The organism is Staphylococcus sp. HMSC077D08 (assembly GCF_001837945.1).
GTDB classification, from domain to species: Bacteria; Bacillota; Bacilli; order Staphylococcales; family Staphylococcaceae; genus Staphylococcus; species Staphylococcus epidermidis.
In genome coordinates, this window is the sequence record NZ_KV834824.1 from 14268 (window position 1) to 30524 (window position 16257).

The 16257-nt window shown below is 30.0% G+C and carries 18 protein-coding genes; 13 read left to right on the plus strand and 5 right to left on the minus strand.

Annotated features, from left to right (window positions below; translation table 11 throughout):
* Positions 1-237: 237 nt before the first annotated feature.
* The 6 genes from HMPREF2663_RS10275 to HMPREF2663_RS10300 all read left to right on the plus strand — a co-directional run bounded on the left by HMPREF2663_RS10275 (position 238) and on the right by HMPREF2663_RS10300 (position 5406).
* Positions 238-1182 (plus strand): FecCD family ABC transporter permease, encoded by a 945-nt coding sequence (locus tag HMPREF2663_RS10275; protein ID WP_002469602.1) that lies wholly within the window; start codon positions 238-240, stop codon positions 1180-1182.
* Positions 1183-1240: 58 nt separating this feature from the next.
* Complete coding sequence (locus HMPREF2663_RS10280; RefSeq protein WP_070846379.1) at positions 1241-1969, plus strand: HAD family hydrolase; 729 nt, start codon at positions 1241-1243, stop codon at positions 1967-1969.
* On the plus strand, positions 1947-2744 hold the full coding sequence (locus tag HMPREF2663_RS10285) for an alpha/beta fold hydrolase (RefSeq protein ID WP_002445813.1): 798 nt from the start codon (positions 1947-1949) through the stop codon (positions 2742-2744). The genes HMPREF2663_RS10280 and HMPREF2663_RS10285 overlap by 23 nt, the downstream gene beginning before the upstream one ends.
* A gap of 204 nt (positions 2745-2948) precedes the next feature.
* On the plus strand, positions 2949-3458 hold the full coding sequence (locus tag HMPREF2663_RS10290) for an SA0570 family protein (protein ID WP_002445814.1): 510 nt from the start codon (positions 2949-2951) through the stop codon (positions 3456-3458).
* Between the two features lie 244 nt (positions 3459-3702).
* On the plus strand, positions 3703-4422 hold the full coding sequence (locus tag HMPREF2663_RS10295; protein WP_070846381.1) for a hypothetical protein: 720 nt from the start codon (positions 3703-3705) through the stop codon (positions 4420-4422).
* Positions 4423-4629: 207 nt separating this feature from the next.
* Positions 4630-5406, plus strand: a complete 777-nt coding sequence (locus HMPREF2663_RS10300) for an alpha/beta fold hydrolase (protein WP_002496395.1) — start codon at positions 4630-4632, stop codon at positions 5404-5406.
* Positions 5407-5578: 172 nt separating this feature from the next.
* On the opposite strand, the gene sarA is transcribed toward HMPREF2663_RS10300, so the two are convergent.
* The 5 genes from sarA to HMPREF2663_RS10325 all read right to left on the minus strand — a co-directional run bounded on the left by sarA (position 5579) and on the right by HMPREF2663_RS10325 (position 9384).
* The gene (gene sarA / locus HMPREF2663_RS10305; RefSeq protein ID WP_002475867.1) at positions 5579-5953 is read right to left on the minus strand and encodes a global transcriptional regulator SarA; all 375 of its coding nucleotides are present in this window, start codon (positions 5951-5953) and stop codon (positions 5579-5581) included.
* 411 nt (positions 5954-6364) lie between these two features.
* Positions 6365-7318 (minus strand): efflux RND transporter periplasmic adaptor subunit, encoded by a 954-nt coding sequence (locus HMPREF2663_RS10310; protein ID WP_002445819.1) that lies wholly within the window; start codon positions 7316-7318, stop codon positions 6365-6367.
* A 325-nt stretch (positions 7319-7643) separates the two neighbouring features.
* Positions 7644-8573 carry a DMT family transporter gene (locus tag HMPREF2663_RS10315; protein WP_002487600.1) on the minus strand — a complete coding sequence of 310 codons (930 nt, stop codon included), beginning with the start codon at positions 8571-8573 and terminating at the stop codon, positions 7644-7646.
* A 364-nt stretch (positions 8574-8937) separates the two neighbouring features.
* The gene (locus tag HMPREF2663_RS10320; protein WP_001832040.1) at positions 8938-9162 is read right to left on the minus strand and encodes a DUF2922 domain-containing protein; all 225 of its coding nucleotides are present in this window, start codon (positions 9160-9162) and stop codon (positions 8938-8940) included.
* Between the two features lie 15 nt (positions 9163-9177).
* Positions 9178-9384, minus strand: coding sequence for a sigS mRNA-stabilizing protein SroA (locus HMPREF2663_RS10325; RefSeq protein WP_001832147.1), 207 nt, complete (start codon positions 9382-9384; stop codon positions 9178-9180).
* 705 nt (positions 9385-10089) lie between these two features.
* On the opposite strand from HMPREF2663_RS10325, the gene HMPREF2663_RS10330 reads away from it, so the two are divergent.
* Genes HMPREF2663_RS10330 through mnhG2 form a run of 7 tightly spaced genes read left to right on the plus strand, consistent with a single transcriptional unit; the run spans position 10090 to position 15954 of the window.
* Entirely contained in the window at positions 10090-12492 is a 2403-nt protein-coding gene (locus tag HMPREF2663_RS10330) for a DUF4040 family protein (protein ID WP_002445822.1), read from the plus strand.
* The gene (gene mnhB2 / locus HMPREF2663_RS10335) at positions 12479-12904 is read left to right on the plus strand and encodes a Na+/H+ antiporter Mnh2 subunit B (protein WP_002474372.1); all 426 of its coding nucleotides are present in this window, start codon (positions 12479-12481) and stop codon (positions 12902-12904) included. The genes HMPREF2663_RS10330 and mnhB2 overlap by 14 nt, the downstream gene beginning before the upstream one ends.
* Positions 12901-13245, plus strand: coding sequence for a Na+/H+ antiporter Mnh2 subunit C (mnhC2, locus tag HMPREF2663_RS10340; RefSeq protein ID WP_001832057.1), 345 nt, complete (start codon positions 12901-12903; stop codon positions 13243-13245). The genes mnhB2 and mnhC2 overlap by 4 nt, the downstream gene beginning before the upstream one ends.
* Entirely contained in the window at positions 13235-14737 is a 1503-nt protein-coding gene (gene mnhD2 / locus HMPREF2663_RS10345) for a Na+/H+ antiporter Mnh2 subunit D (RefSeq protein ID WP_083310223.1), read from the plus strand. Before mnhC2 ends, mnhD2 begins: the two co-directional genes overlap by 11 nt.
* Positions 14734-15216 (plus strand): Na+/H+ antiporter Mnh2 subunit E, encoded by a 483-nt coding sequence (mnhE2, locus tag HMPREF2663_RS10350; protein ID WP_002445825.1) that lies wholly within the window; start codon positions 14734-14736, stop codon positions 15214-15216. The genes mnhD2 and mnhE2 overlap by 4 nt, the downstream gene beginning before the upstream one ends.
* Positions 15213-15515, plus strand: coding sequence for a Na+/H+ antiporter Mnh2 subunit F (gene mnhF2, locus HMPREF2663_RS10355; RefSeq protein ID WP_001832031.1), 303 nt, complete (start codon positions 15213-15215; stop codon positions 15513-15515). The genes mnhE2 and mnhF2 overlap by 4 nt, the downstream gene beginning before the upstream one ends.
* Positions 15490-15954, plus strand: a complete 465-nt coding sequence (gene mnhG2 / locus HMPREF2663_RS10360; protein ID WP_002445826.1) for a Na+/H+ antiporter Mnh2 subunit G — start codon at positions 15490-15492, stop codon at positions 15952-15954. The genes mnhF2 and mnhG2 overlap by 26 nt, the downstream gene beginning before the upstream one ends.
* Positions 15955-16257: the final 303 nt, after the last annotated feature.

Sequence of the window (16257 nt, forward strand, 5' to 3'; positions counted from 1 at the left end):
ATTTTTCTTAATAAGCTGACAAAGATGTATTTCAAACGCCTGGGACAGTAGTTATTGTCTCAGGTATTTTTAATATTTATGATAAACGGGGATTGAATTAAACTGATGCAAATGCCCTTTGATTCAACCTCATTACTCGATGACTAAATCGTCCAACGAATGGAAGACAGTCGTTTTACACTTTTTAAGTATTGTTTTGTTAATATAGTGATTAAGAAAGTATTGAAAGAGAGAGTTATGAATAAATATAGAAGTGTTATTATATGGTTATTTATTTTAATATTAAGCATGAGCTTAAGTTTATGCTGGGATGTAGGAAAACTTGATGATGTTTTTAATCAAACCATATTATTCCAGGTTCGTTTACCTAGATTGCTTGAAGCCATGCTCACTGGTGCAGTACTTACATTAGCTGGCCAAGTGTATCAAATCGTGTTAAATAATCCACTTGCAGATAGTTTTACATTGGGATTAGCTAGTGGTGCATCATTAGGATCTGGAATTGCTTTATTTTTGGGACTTAGTTTTTTATGGTTCCCTATATTCTCCATTATTTTTAGTTTAATCACACTGTTACTTGTTTTAAGTGTTTCAGCGATGCTAGCCAAAGGATATCCTGTTCAAATGCTTATATTAACGGGATTACTACTTGGTGCACTATTGAATGCATTATTGTATTTGCTTGTTTTGATTAATCCTAAGAAGATGAATCCAATTGCTAGTTATCTGTTCGGTGGGTTTTCATCAGCTGAATATCAGGACGTTATGATTATTAGCATGATAGCATCTGTCGCAATCATAGTATTATTTTTAATGCAAAAAGGAATTAAATTATTGCAAGTTGGTGAATTGAAAAGTCAGTCTTTAGGATTAAATGTACAACAAGTAACGTATATTGTTCTTATAGTAGCTTCCATCATGACAGCAGTTGTGGTCGCATACGTTGGAGTTATTGGTTTTATAGGCATGATTATTCCACAACTGATTAGAAAATTTTATTGGCGTTATCAAATAGGATTACAAATGTTATTGAATATAATCATAGGTGCTGTAGTCATGATAATGGCAGATTTTATAGGAAGTACAATGATACAACCTATTCAAATTCCTGTAGGCATCGTGATGGCATTGCTCGGCGTACCAGTCCTATTTTATATTTTAGTTAAACAGACTAACATATGACGTTCACACTACTCTTTTGCTACAATAGTATTATTAAAAAGTTAAGAGGTCATTGAAAATGAATTTAAACTGCATTAAGGCTATCGTCTTTGATTTAGAAGGCACGCTATTAGATAGAGTTAAATCGCGTGAAAAGTTTATAGAAGAGCAATATGAACGGTTTCATGATTATTTTATTCATGTGCAACTAGCAGATTATAAGAATAAATTTATTGAATTAGACGATGATGAAGACAACGATAAACCTGATCTATATAAGGAAATCATTAAACAATTTCATATCGACCGTCTTAAATGGAGAGATTTATTTAATGACTTTGAAATGCATTTCTATCGTTACGTTTTCCCTTACTATGATACTTTGTATACATTAGAAAAGTTATCGAAACATCATTACATGATTGGTGTGATTGCAAATGGAAAATCCAAAATTAAACAATTTAGATTGCATTCATTGGGTATTATGCACGTTATTAATTATTTAACTACTTCTGAAACTGTAGGTTATCGTAAGCCGCATCCTAAAATCTTTGAAGATATGATTGATCAATTGGGGGTTAAACCATATGAAATAATGTATGTCGGAGATGATGCATTAAACGATGTTGCTCCTGCACGTGCAATGGGGATGGTAAGTGTGTGGTATAAACAAGAAGATGCAGAATTGGAGCCATTAACAGAAGAAGTAGATTATACGATTACTACCATAGAGGAATTGCTTAAAATTTTACCAGATAATTTTGAAACAGAAGGAGAAGAACAACATGGCAATGGATTTAATTACTAAACAAGACGGTACAACATTACACTATAGTACTATGGGGCAAGGTTATCCTGTCGTACTCGTGCATACCGCTTTTGATAATTATGCTGTTTTTAATGATTTAGCTAAGGTATTAGCAAAGTCTTTTCAGGTTGTGCTCATCGATCTGAGAGGACATGGTTATTCTGATAAGCCTAGAAATATAGAGTTTTATGACTTTGCTGACGATATAAAATTTTTATTAGATGCTATATATATTGATGAAGCAGCATTTATTGGCCATGAGATGGGGGCACTTATTGCTGCTGATATGTCTGTTAGAAATCCAGGCTATGTATCCTCAATCATATTAGTTAATCCTACTTCAATAGAAGGTGAATTGCCTGAAGAACGCTTGTTCAGAAAATATGCACATAAAATACGTAACTGGGAAGATGATAAGCAAGAAAAATTTTTGGATAAACGTAGATATTATAAAGCACGTAAGATGAATAAATTTTTAAAGCATGTCGTTGATACAAATAGTATTTCTACTAAAGAAGAAATTCAAGCTGTTAAAGATGTTTTCAAATCCGAAGGTATTGCAGATGTTTTCAAGCATGTTCAAGTTCCTACGCTTATTGTTGCTGGAGAACACGGAGAACGTACAACTACACTAGAAGCTAAAGAAGTCGCAGATTTGATTCAACACAGTGAATTTAACGTCTATCAACATTCAAGTGTATATCCTTTTGTTGAAGAACAGGCTCAATTTACTCAAGAGTCAACAAACTTCATTCACCAATATGCACCTAAATAAAAGAGTTCATACTGAAATTTTGTAAGGTAATAATCAATGAATTAAGCAAGATATGTTTTACTATAAGCGCTGAAACAGTTGTTAAAAGAAAGTTATCTACACAATTTACGTAATCATTTTGTAATATTATTGTTATTTTAGTAATATTTATAGTACAATTAACATGAGCACAGAAGACATAAAGAATCAAAGGAGTGAGTGCTTATGAAAAAACTAATAACATCATTACTTGTTTTAGGATTAGTTTTAACAGGAGTAAGCGTTGGAAACAACGTTGAAGCGGCAACTGGTAATTCAATGAAAACAGTACAACAATTAAACAAAGGTGATAAATCATTAGAAAACGTTAAGATAGGCGAATCAATGAAGAGTGTATTAAAAAAGTATAGTCATCCTATCTATTCTTATAACCCAAATAGTAATGAAAAGTATTACGAATTTAGAACTGATAAAGGTGTTTTGTTAGTAACAGCTAACGGTAAAAAAGAAAGAGGAAATGTTACACGCGTATCAATGACGTATAATAATGCAAACGGCCCTTCATACAAAGCCGTAAAACAACAACTTGGTCATAAAGCTATAAGTCGTGTACATTATAATAATGTTACAGGTAACTTTGGCTATATTCAAAAAGGCCAAGCAAGTTATCAATTCAGTTCAAATTCACCAAAAGATAAAAATGTGAAGTTATATCGTATAGACTTAAATAAGTAAGAAGAATTGGATATACGTTTTATAAGATAAAATAGTTTGAAATTTGAAGAGTTTAAAGATGAAATCATAATTTGTAAAATGGATTTCACTTTAGCTCTTCTTTTTATTTTAGTTGCTAATGATGATATGATTAATCATTATGTTCAAGTAAAATTGTAAGATGTATGATAAAATTTTAATTTGAAAATAATTAACTTATGAAATCTACAATTTACATCAAGATTTAAATGAAAAGGAGTAAATCATGCGTACGAATGATAAAGTATTACTCGAAAATATTAATGATTATTTTAGTCACAAAGGAATGTCACCACACTTAATTGATGATATAAAAGAAAAATATCGACAAGATATTAAAAAGTCTGAAGAAAAAGATCAAGATTACATTGAATATAGAGGTAAATCACCTGCGCAATTAATATTAACAATTCAGCGTAATTTGTTTGCATTACAACTCAATCCAATGATTTTCTTTATCATTAACTTTATTCTTATTTCATATTTGTACGATAAACAATATGTACCTTTTCAAGCAATTACCGGTATAAGCTTATTTTATTGCTTAGTCATATTTCCAATAACACTCATATTATATGTGCGTATTGCCAAAAAAAACTATTTATACAGTAATAAGTATGAAATGAGAACTGGAATAATCATTGGTATTATTGTTTTAATTCTAGTAATTATGCAAGGATTTCACTTTAATTGGGCTATTATTCCTATTTCTATCTACGGTCATCAGTTTGTATTTTTCGCTGGAATCATTCTAAGTCTTGTTGGTATATTCTTTAAACGTATAGAATTTGTTGGAGTTGGCTTACTATTTTGTCAAAAAACAATAGATGCAATGGTAACTAATCCGGAAATTGCACAGTTTTTCTCTTTAGCAATATGGATTATACTTGTTGTGCTAATCATTTTTTATACGATACGTTTATCTGCACGTACTAAATCATCATAATACAAAGATTTTAACTCAGAAAATATGCTAGACATATCTTTCTGAGTTTTTTAATTTATTAAAATATATCATTTGTTTACCATAAAGCTTGTTTTAGAAAATGAATCACCATTTTAATCTAAAAATAATTTAATTAAACTGAAAATAACCTGAAAGCGTAACACTATTTTAATATGGGTATATAAATGACTAAAGGGAGGTGCCAAGATGAATAAAATTCAAATTTGTAATCAGATTGAACTTAACTATATTGATGAAGGCGAAGGCATCCCCATCATTTTAATTCATGGATTAGATGGAAATTTGGCAGGATTTAAGGATTTAAAAAATGAACTCAAGAAGCAGTATAGAGTAATTACTTATGATGTCAGAGGTCATGGGAAATCTTCACGAACAGAATCATATGAATTAAAAGATCATGTTGAAGATTTAAATGATTTAATGAGAGCATTAAACATCGATTCTGCACATATTTTAGGACATGATATGGGGGGCATCATTGCAAGTGAATTTACTGAAAAATATCAATATAAAGTGATTACATTGACAATTGTTTCGGCTAAAAGTGAGGACATTGCAAATGGTTTCAACAAATTAATGGTTGATTACCAAGAAGAATTAGCAGGGTTTAATAAATCTGAGGCAATGATTATTTTATTCTCTAAATTATTTAAAGAGAAAGATAAAGCAATGAAATGGTATCAAAGCCAAAAATTATACAATAGACCAACTCCGGAAGAAAGTGCAATTGCAGTACGTGCATTGCATAATATTAAAGATTTAACTCGTGTTCATCATAATGTGTCAATACCTACTTTAATTGTGAATGGTAAGTACGACCCACTCATACAAAATAAAAGTCATTATGATATGGATCAATATTATGATCAAGTTACAAAAATTGTATTTGATAATTCAGGACATGCACCACATATCGAGGAACCAGAAAAATTCCTGAAACTCTATTTAGATTTTGTTAGTTAAAAAATAAGAACATAAATAAAAACCCTTAAATGATTATTGTCGGAAAATCATTTGAGGGTTTTGTAGTAGCAGTAAAGTTTGGACTCAGATCACTATCGTATTAACTTAATAAAAGAGTAAAACAGTCTTATCTTTCATAAGTGAAAGAAATATCTGTTTTACTCCCTAGCCATTATACTTCATTTTCATTATTTGCTTCTTTGATACGGTTGTTTACTCGTTTAAGTAAATCATCGATTTTTTTACGCTGCTTAGAATCTACTAAGATTAAAACAGTTCTTTCATCGTGTTCATTACGTTTTTTATTAAAGTAATTTTCTTGAGATAAATTTTTAACAGCTTTAACAACTTGAGGTTGTTTATAATTTAAGTGATTGATAATATCTTTAAGATAATATTCATCTTCTTTATTCTCACTAATATAAGTTAATACTGCAAATTCTTCAAAGCTGATTGAGAATTCTTTTTTAATTATACCTTTTAATCTGTCAGCATAAGTGACCATAGCTAATAATTCAAAGCAGTCATTGATTTTTGAAATAGCCATTAATGAAACCTCCCTATTTATATCATATCCATAAATCTTAAAACCCATCCTTTTAAATTTAAAGATAGTTAATTATATTATTGAATTAAGATTACTTGGATACTATACCGTAATTTATTAATTTATATCTATTTTTCTTATGAAAATACGAAAGTGTCTGTCATAATATAGTATTAATTTAAATTTAAAGAATATATTTAATGCTATATTATTTAGTTAATTATAACTAAATAAAAATAAGAAGTAAACAAATAAGTGTTTATAAAACAAATTATCTTTTAAAGATTATACTTGAATTAGCAATGTAGCATTTGCTATATTCAAAAAAAATAAGATTGTTTCTAATTTCCCTTAATTTAATAAAAATTATACTAAAAAGAATACTTTTTGGAAAGAATTTTACTAACATTTTTATATATAAATGTTTATTAATTTAGAAGTAGGATTTTTAACAACTTTTTCATCTATCAATAAGCCTTTAGTTATATTGATATACCCACTTTTTAAACTCTTTTTGTATGTTACTTCTCTTTTTTTAATTTTCCCGTTTTTTAGAATTAAAACATAGCGTTTTTGAATAATAGCTGTCGTAGGTAACTCTATGTCATTTGAGGCTAATTTGATTTTAAAGTGTGTTCCAATTCGATAATTGGGTTGTGTAGAAAGTGAAATATCGTAATATGAGACGCCATTTTTTATTTTTGATGGTATATTCGAAATTTCTTTAATTTTACTTGTGAATTGAGTGTGGTCACTAGATGTTACAGAAATATTTTGATTAATTTTTAATAAATTTAGCTCAGATTCTGATATATTAGCACGAATAATACGTTCGTCGCTATTAATTTGCAGTATCTTTTCGTTTGGTTTTGAAGGGATAGAATTAATATATGAAATATTTCCGTTAATTGGTGAAAATAAAGTGGACTTAATTGAGGATTTAGTTTGAATCATTTGTAATTTAAGTTGATTATTGAATGAATAATAATGTAAATCATTTTTAGAATTGAAAGTTTTGTTGTTACGTTCATTACTAAGTGTATTTTGGAGTTGCTTATATAAATGATCTTTCTCATAATTGTAATATTCTAACACTGGAGCGTTTTTTGATACTTTGCTATGATTTTTTACTAAAAGCTTTTGGAGTTGTCCTAAAGTGGGAGTGTAGTAGAAAGTGTAGCTGTTAAGAGGGGTTTGTATACCAGTTGTTGAAAGGAGTATTTTGGGCTTTGCTTTTATAGTTTTTATATTTTTAATATCTTCTGTTTCAGAAGTCAATTTAGAGAAGGTAATGTAACCAAAACTACAAGTTGTGACAATAAAAATGAATAGTAATGAAGAAATAACGATGCGTTGCTTGGTCATGGATGTTCACCTCTTGATATTATTGTAATGCTATTATACACGATTGTTTTAAATAAAAATATATTAATTTTAAAATATGCATTAGTTTATGTTTATATATTGTTTTATTTCGAAAAATAAAGTGAATAAATTTAATAAAATGAAAAATAGAAGGCCATCTTTAATTTTAAAATATAAGGTTCTACATAAATGTTACTATAAGAAGAATCACTCATAAAAACTGCCAACAAAGACAAAACCTTTGCTGGCAGTTTGAAATAGAAATCTATTTGTGTGATGAATATACATTAATATAAGCGGAAAATTTTTATTCAGAATAAGAGGATTAAAATAATCGTAATAAAATAATACCTATAGCTATACATAATAATCCGCCTAACTTACGTGATGTTATTTTGTTTTTAGGTGAACCCAACAAACCGAAATGATCGATAATAATCCCCATAATCATTTGGCCCATCATAGCAATTATAGTAGTTAAAGCTGCTCCTAAGAAAGGCATTAAAATAATATTAGATGTTACAAATGCCATTCCTAGTATCCCTCCAATAAAATAAATAGGCTTAATCTTACCTAGTGTTTTATGAGTAGATGATATTTTCAGACTACGATTAAATACTAATGTTAATATAAATAACGCTATTGTACCCACGCTAAATGATATGAGCGAAGCAAATATGGATGAGTGTGTGTGTTGAGCTAGTGTGCTGTTAATTGTTGTTTGGATTGGTGGAGCGAAACCAAATACGAATCCAATAAGCAACCAGAATACTATTGGTGTATTCTTATGTCTATTAACAGGATGTCTACGAACATAATTCATAAATATAATTCCAGTAATTAAAAATATAATTCCAACACCTTTAAATATTGTAAAAGATTGTTGATGGGCGCCCAATAATCCAAATGTATCAATGATTACACCCATAATAATTTGCCCTGTAACCGTAATAACAACAGTAAGTGCTGCGCCTAATCTTGGTAATAATAATAAGTTTCCAGTTAAATAGATAACACCTAATAGTCCTCCTAGGACCCAAGTATAGTTAAGTGTTTGTTTAGAAAAGAATTCTGGTGTTAATACTTGTGGATGAACAATAAGATTAAGCACAAGTAAGCATATTGTTCCGACAGCAAAAGATATGGTTGAAGCATAAAAAGATGAACGGGTAAATTGGCTTAGCCTTGAGTTGATTGAAGTTTGAATAGGAAGTAACATACCAACAAAAATTCCTAAAAGATATAGAAAAAACAATGATAAAAACCAACTTTCTCAATTTAATATGATTATCATACCATTCATAATCATGTTTCTAAAATGATTGAGCCATAAGCAAAGTATAGAAATAAGTTGTGAATGTTCCAAGGTGTCATACAGCCGATACTATTTTGATGAATCATTATAATAAAATACACATTAAACAAGTTTTAGAACTAAAAAAGCGAGACATCATTTTGAATTTGATATCTCGCTTCATATTAATAAAAGAATATTGTAAATTAAGTTCTTTTTTTCTATATTTTTAGACTTGGACAATTTTAAAAAATTTGTTCTTTCATAAAGTCTTATTTATGATTTTAGTACTTTTAATAAAATGTCAAAAATAGTGTTTTATGAATTAATTTTTATCTTCAAATATAACAGTTGTACTTTTATCAATAAGTTGTGCAGCATAAATTTTGACAGGCTTTCCCAAACTAAATCTTAAAATGTCTAATTCTAAAAGTTGGTTCATACTTTCTTTAATTAATTGTTCTGTAGTAATAGCATTAAAATCGGGTAATAGTAGTTTGACGGGTTTATTAAGATTTGATTTGAATATGAGTTCCAAAGTTTTTGACATACTGATGTATCCTCCTTAAATTAAAGATTCTGTTTTAACGATCTCGACTTTGTCATACTCTTCGCCACTAATACGTTCAATGATGGAACGAAAAGATTTGATTTGATCATTAGAAACAAGCGGATTAATGTTAGAAAAACGACGCTTATGTTCGACTACTTTACCCTCAGAATTATGTTTGATTTGAGTAAAGATAATCGTCACTTGATTGACTTCATTCATAATAAAACCTCCTTTCACTATATATATCGAAATAGATTGAAAAAAAGGTCACTTTTTTTGAAAAATTTAGGCAAATGCCTTTGATGTGATACATGCGTCATTTATCATTAATTATGAAACCCGTTTTTGAAGGTATATGAGTTAAGTAGAATTGTTAAATAGTAAAAGAGAAAAGTGGAAATTGATATTTAAAATAACCAACTTAAAAGATTGATCAGTGTCTAAACTTGCTATTTATATAGTATTAAAATATTAAGAACTCTTAATATGAGAATGAATTAGTTCAAGTTTATAGATGAATGAAAAATGATAGCCTCATGGATTCTTTCTTATATAAATAAAAGTTTTATTACCTTTTGGATATAAATAAGAATAGGTTACCTTTTGTGATATGACCATATAGGGAGAACGCGTTAGTGCTTGAATCAATGTATGCTCAATAAACGCATTCAAATCAACTATCAATATCAAATCATAAATCATGTTGCACTATAATAAGGATTAAAACTTGCTGATTTAACTAATTTAATAAAAAATATTTGATTATCATTTCTTTCAATCGGGAATATCAATTTCTATCATTTAACTATATTTTGGATATCAGATAACTTTAGAAATATTGAGGTTTATTGAAATACGATGTGTTTCAAATCGTCACCCAATGATTACACTTAATATAAATGAAAAAAGAAAAGGAGGGGTTAAATGAGTTTAGTCTATCTTATGGCGACTAATTTATTAGTCATGTTCATAGTTTTATTCACTCTGAGTCATCGTCAACTTAGAAAGATTGCGGGCTATGTTGCATTAATAGCTCCTATTGTGACATCTACATATTTTATTATGAAAATACCAGATGTGATTCGAAATAAATTTATTGCTGTTCAATTACCATGGATGCCTTCAATTGATATTAATTTAGATTTAAGATTAGATGGTTTAAGTTTAATGTTCGGTTTAATTATTTCACTAATAGGTGTGGGTGTATTTTTCTATGCCACGCAATATTTATCTCACAGTACGGACAATCTTCCTAGATTTTTCATCTATTTACTATTATTTATGTTCAGTATGATTGGCATTGTAATAGCTAATAATACCATTTTAATGTATGTATTTTGGGAACTCACAAGTATTTCCTCATTCTTGCTTATATCCTATTGGTACAATAATGGTGAAAGTCAATTAGGCGCCATTCAATCATTCATGATTACAGTGTTTGGTGGGCTAGCGTTATTAACAGGATTTATCATTTTATATATCATTACGGGAACAAACACAATTACTGATATTCTTAATCAACGCAATGCAATTTCACGACATCCATTATTTATACCAATGATTTTGATGCTTTTATTAGGTGCTTTTACTAAATCTGCACAATTTCCGTTTCATATTTGGTTACCAAAGGCCATGGCAGCACCTACACCAGTAAGTGCTTATCTTCATTCAGCAACAATGGTAAAGGCTGGTATCTTTTTACTATTTAGATTTACACCTTTATTGGGACTTAGTAATGTTTATATTTATACAGTGACATTTATTGGTCTAATAACTATGTTATTTGGATCTTTAACTGCTTTACGTCAATACGACTTAAAAGGGATACTCGCTTATTCTACAATAAGTCAATTAGGTATGATTATGACAATGGTAGGTCTAGGTGGAGGTTATGCTCAGCACACATCAGATGAATTGTCTAAGTTTTATATTTTAGTGTTATTTGCTGGCTTATTCCATTTAATGAATCATGCGGTTTTTAAATGTGCATTATTTATGGGCGTTGGTATCATTGATCACGAGTCCGGAACACGTGATATTCGTTTGCTAAATGGTATGCGTAAAGTCTTCCCTAAAATGCATATTGTCATGTTGCTCGCTGCATTATCTATGGCAGGTGTGCCTTTTTTAAACGGATTCTTAAGTAAGGAAATGTTTTTAGATTCGTTAACTAAAGCAAATGAACTTGATCAATATGGCTTCGTATTAACATTTGTGATTGTTTCAATAGGTGTCATCGCGAGTATCTTGACCTTTACTTATGCACTTTACATGATAAAAGAAACATTCTGGGGAAAATACAATATAGAAAAGTTTAAACGTAAACAAATACATGAACCATGGCTATTTAGTTTACCAGCTGTGATTTTAATGTTACTTATTCCAGTTATCTTCTTTGTTCCAAACGTTTTTGGCAACTTTATTATTTTGCCCGCAACCAGATCTGTATCTGGGATAGGAGCGGAAGTTGATGCATTTGTACCACATATTTCTCAGTGGCATGGTGTGAATCTTCCATTAATTTTAAGTATAGTTGTTATTATTATTGGACTTATTTTAGCTCTAGTTGTGAATTGGAAAGAGGTTACGCATCAAATAATCAAAAGAGCTTCGATTACAGATGGCTATCGGAAAATTTATAGAGAATTTGAATTATACTCAGCTCGTGGTATACGTGCATTGATGAATAATAAATTGAATTATTACATCATGATTACATTATTTATTTTTGTAGCTATTGTAGTTTATGGATATTTGACTGTGGGTTTTCCACATGTACATCAGCTTCATGTTAGTTCTTTCGGACCGTTGGAAGTTATCCTATCAGTTGTAACATTGATTATCGGCATTTCATTAATCTTTATTCGTCAACGACTAACGATGGTGGTATTGAATGGAATGATTGGATTCGCAGTTACATTATATTTTATTACAATGAAAGCTCCGGATTTAGCTTTAACACAGTTAGTTGTTGAAACGATTACGACAATCTTATTTATTGTTAGTTTTTCGAGACTACCTAACATCCCTCGAGCTAAGGCAAATTTAAAAAAAGAGACCTTCAAAATCATTGTGTCACTTGTTATGGCATTGACGGTGGTATCACTTATTTTTGTTGCTCAACAAGCAGATGGTATGCCTTCAATTGCTAAATTTTATGAAGATGCATATGAACTTACAGGTGGAAAAAATATTGTCAATGCGATACTTGGTGACTTCAGAGCTTTAGATACTATGTTTGAAGGACTAGTGTTAATCATAGCTGGATTAGGTATTTATACGTTACTTAATTACAAAGATAGGAGGGGACAAGATGAAAGAGAATGATGTAGTACTTAAATCAGTTACAAAAATTGTAGTGTTTATTTTGTTAACATTTGGATTTTATGTATTTTTTGCTGGCCATAATAATCCAGGTGGTGGCTTTATTGGTGGCTTGATTTTTAGCTCGGCATTTATCTTAATGTTCCTTGCCTTTGATGTAAATGAAGTGTTGAAAAGCTTGCCAATTGATTTTAAAAAATTAATGATTATAGGTTCACTCATATCTGTTGCAACTGCATCAGTGCCTATGTTTTTTGGAAAGCCATTTTTATATCAGACTGAAGCAAATGTAGCGTTTCCATTACTAGGACATGTTCATGTAACTACTGTGACTTTATTTGAGCTTGGCATCTTATTAACAGTAGTGGGTGTGATTGTTACAGTTATGCTATCTATAAGTGGGGGTAGATCATGAATTTAATATTACTCCTTGTGATAGGATTTTTAGTATTTATTGGAACTTATATGATTTTATCTATTAATTTAATTCGTATTGTTATTGGTATTTCTATTTATACACACGCCGGTAATTTAATTATTATGAGTATGGGGAAATATGGACCTCATATGTCTGAACCGCTTATTCAAGGTCATGCTCAAAACTTTGTTGATCCTTTATTACAAGCCATCGTTTTAACAGCCATTGTGATTGGATTTGGCATGACTGCGTTTTTATTGGTGTTAATATATAGAACTTACAGAGTAACTAAAGAAGATGAAATAAGTGCATTGAAAGGTGATGAAGATGATGAGTAATTTAATAATATTGCCTATGTTGTTGCCTTTTGTATGTGCTTTAATTTTAGTCTTCACTAAAAATAAAAATCAAATTTCAAAAATCCTATCCATTACAACTATGATTGTTAATACAATTATTTCAATTGCTTTACTTATTTATGTTGTTAATCATAAACCGATAACACTTGATTTTGGGGGATGGAAAGCACCTTTCGGCATTCAATTTCTAGGTGATTCATTGAGTTTGCTTATGGTGTCAGTATCATCTTTTGTTGTTACGCTAATAATGGCATACGGCTTTGGTAGAGGAGAGAAGCGAGTCAATCGATTTCACCTTCCTACATTTATCCTTTTATTAACAGTGGGTGTTATTGGTTCGTTTTTAACTTCTGATTTATTTAACCTATACGTGATGTTTGAAATTATGCTTCTTGCTTCGTTTGTACTTGTTACATTAGGACAATCTGTTGAGCAATTACGTGCAGCGATAGTATATGTTGTTCTGAATATTTTAGGTTCGTGGTTGCTTTTATTAGGAATTGGCATGTTATATAAGACAGTCGGAACACTTAATTTCTCACATTTAGCGATGCGATTGAATCATATGGAAAATAATCAAACAATAACGATAATATCTTTAGTATTTTTAGTTGCTTTTAGTTCAAAGGCAGCACTAGTAATTTTCATGTGGTTACCTAAAGCATATGCAGTGCTTAATACGGAACTTGCGGCGTTATTTGCAGCATTGATGACAAAAGTTGGGGCTTATGCACTTATTCGTTTTTTTACCTTACTATTCGATCATCATCCAAGCGTTACGCATACATTGCTCGTGTTTATGGCTTGTATCACAATGATTATCGGTGCGTTTGGTGTCATCGCTTACAAAGATATTAAGAAAATTGCGGCTTATCAAGTTATTTTGTCTATCGGATTCATTATTTTAGGTTTAGGTTCTCATACTATACCAGGTGTAAATGGTGCTATCTTCTACTTAGCCAATGATATTATCGTTAAGACATTATTGTTTTTTGTAATTGGTAGTCTTGTTTATATGTCGGGCTATCGAAATTATCAGTATTTAAGTGGACTGGCAAAAAGAGAACCATTCTTTGGTGTTGCATTTGTCGTGGTAATTTTTGCTATAGGTGGCGTGCCTCCATTTAGTGGTTTTCCGGGTAAAGTCTTAATATTCCAAGGGGCTATTACAAATGGTAATTATATTGGTTTAGCACTTATGATTGTGACAAGTTTAATAGCTATGTATAGTCTTTTTAGAGTGATGTTTATAATGTATTTTGGTGATGCTGATGGAGAACAGGTACAATTTAGACCACTACCTATTTATCGTAAAGGTTTACTTAGTGTTTTAGTTGTTGTGATATTAGCGATGGGTATTGCAGCCCCTGTTGTTCTAAAAGTAACAGAGGATGCAACAAATCTTAATATGAAAGAAGATGTCTTTCAAAAGAATGTAAATACACATTTGAAGGAGGTTAATCGTAAGTGAAGCAAGTTGTTTTAAATATTGTTATCGCGTTCCTTTGGGTACTCTTTCAAGATGAAGATGAATTTAAATTTACAACCTTCTTTGCTGGATTTTTAATTGGTTTAATTGTGATTTATATTCTACATCGCTTTTTTGGTGAAGAATTTTATTTGAAAAAGATATGGGTGGCTATTAAATTTTTAGCTGTATACCTATACCAGCTTATTACTTCTAGTATAAGTACCATAAATTACATCTTATTTAAGACGAATGAAGTTAATCCAGGTTTGCTCACATATGAAACTTCATTAAAAAGTAATTGGGCTATTACTTTTTTAACGATTTTAATTATTATTACTCCAGGATCGACAGTTATTCGAATTTCTAAAAATACTAATAAATTTTTTATTCACAGTATTGATGTGTCAGAAAAGGATAAAGAACATCTTCTAAAAAGTATTAAGCAGTATGAGGATTTAATTTTGGAGGTGACACGATGATTGAAATGTTCACTCAAATATTTATTATAAGTGCATTGGTGATTTTTGGTATGGCACTACTTGTTTGTCTAGTCAGATTAATTAAAGGTCCCACTACTGCTGATAGAGTTGTATCATTTGATGCCTCAAGTGCTGTTGTTATGTCTATTGTTGGCGTGATGAGCGTTATTTTTAATTCGGTATCTTATTTAGACTCAATCATGTTAATTGCAATTATTTCGTTTGTCAGTTCGGTCTCAATTTCAAGATTCATCGGGGAAGGACGTGTCTTCAATGGAAATCATAAAAGACATCGTTAGTCTCATTGCTGCGATATTTATTTTCTTAGGAAGTATTATTGCATTAATTAGTGCAATAGGGATTGTAAAATTTCAAGATGTCTTTCTAAGAAGTCACGCCTCAACGAAAAGTTCTACATTGTCAGTATTACTAACTGTAGTTGGTGTACTAATCTATTTTATTGTGAATTCAGGTTTTTTCAGTGTCAGATTATTATTATCACTAGTCTTTATCAATCTTACCTCTCCGGTTGGAATGCATTTGATAAGTAGAGCAGCCTACCGTAATGGTGCATATATGTACAGGAAAGACGATGCACCTAGACAATCAACTATCTTGTTAAGTCAAAAAGAGTTTAATACGCCAGAAGAATTAAAAAAACGTGCAAAACTACGAGAAGAAAGACGAGAAAAATTATACTATAAAGAAAAAGAATATATTAATAAAATAGACGATTGATTGTTTAAGCTTTTAAACTACTAGCATATAAAAGATATATCTTATATACTAGTAGTTTTTGTATATCTGAGGTGAAGATATTAATGATATAAAAGCTATTTATTTAAGAATCTGGTTAATAAATGATAAAATTATAATCAAGAATAATTGTGAATGACAGTTGTCACTAATTTTTCAATGAAATTACACATAAGCATTTTCTCGTTCGAAGAAGCGAGCTTTATAATTTAAATGTTCATGTTTGATTTCACTGATAAAGAAAATGATTGAGTTTTGAATAGTATGTTTGTGGCATGATTGAGT

Bases quoted from the DNA above. Each gene is read 5' to 3' on its own strand.
- HMPREF2663_RS10275 (WP_002469602.1), top strand. From the start codon at position 238: ATGAATAAATATAGAAGTGTTATTATATGGTTATTTATTTTAATATTA.
- HMPREF2663_RS10330 (WP_002445822.1), top strand. From the start codon at position 10,090: ATGAGTTTAGTCTATCTTATGGCGACTAATTTATTAGTCATGTTCATA.
- HMPREF2663_RS10290 (WP_002445814.1), top strand. From the start codon at position 2,949: ATGAAAAAACTAATAACATCATTACTTGTTTTAGGATTAGTTTTAACA.
- mnhC2 (WP_001832057.1), top strand. From the start codon at position 12,901: ATGAATTTAATATTACTCCTTGTGATAGGATTTTTAGTATTTATTGGA.
- HMPREF2663_RS10295 (WP_070846381.1), top strand. From the start codon at position 3,703: ATGCGTACGAATGATAAAGTATTACTCGAAAATATTAATGATTATTTT.
- mnhF2 (WP_001832031.1), top strand. From the start codon at position 15,213: ATGATTGAAATGTTCACTCAAATATTTATTATAAGTGCATTGGTGATT.
- mnhB2 (WP_002474372.1), top strand. From the start codon at position 12,479: ATGAAAGAGAATGATGTAGTACTTAAATCAGTTACAAAAATTGTAGTG.
- HMPREF2663_RS10310 (WP_002445819.1), bottom strand. From the start codon at position 7,318: ATGACCAAGCAACGCATCGTTATTTCTTCATTACTATTCATTTTTATT.
- mnhD2 (WP_083310223.1), top strand. From the start codon at position 13,235: ATGATGAGTAATTTAATAATATTGCCTATGTTGTTGCCTTTTGTATGT.
- mnhG2 (WP_002445826.1), top strand. From the start codon at position 15,490: ATGGAAATCATAAAAGACATCGTTAGTCTCATTGCTGCGATATTTATT.
- HMPREF2663_RS10280 (WP_070846379.1), top strand. From the start codon at position 1,241: ATGAATTTAAACTGCATTAAGGCTATCGTCTTTGATTTAGAAGGCACG.
- HMPREF2663_RS10300 (WP_002496395.1), top strand. From the start codon at position 4,630: ATGAATAAAATTCAAATTTGTAATCAGATTGAACTTAACTATATTGAT.
- HMPREF2663_RS10325 (WP_001832147.1), bottom strand. From the start codon at position 9,384: ATGAATGAAGTCAATCAAGTGACGATTATCTTTACTCAAATCAAACAT.
- HMPREF2663_RS10285 (WP_002445813.1), top strand. From the start codon at position 1,947: ATGGCAATGGATTTAATTACTAAACAAGACGGTACAACATTACACTAT.
- sarA (WP_002475867.1), bottom strand. From the start codon at position 5,953: ATGGCTATTTCAAAAATCAATGACTGCTTTGAATTATTAGCTATGGTC.
- HMPREF2663_RS10320 (WP_001832040.1), bottom strand. From the start codon at position 9,162: ATGTCAAAAACTTTGGAACTCATATTCAAATCAAATCTTAATAAACCC.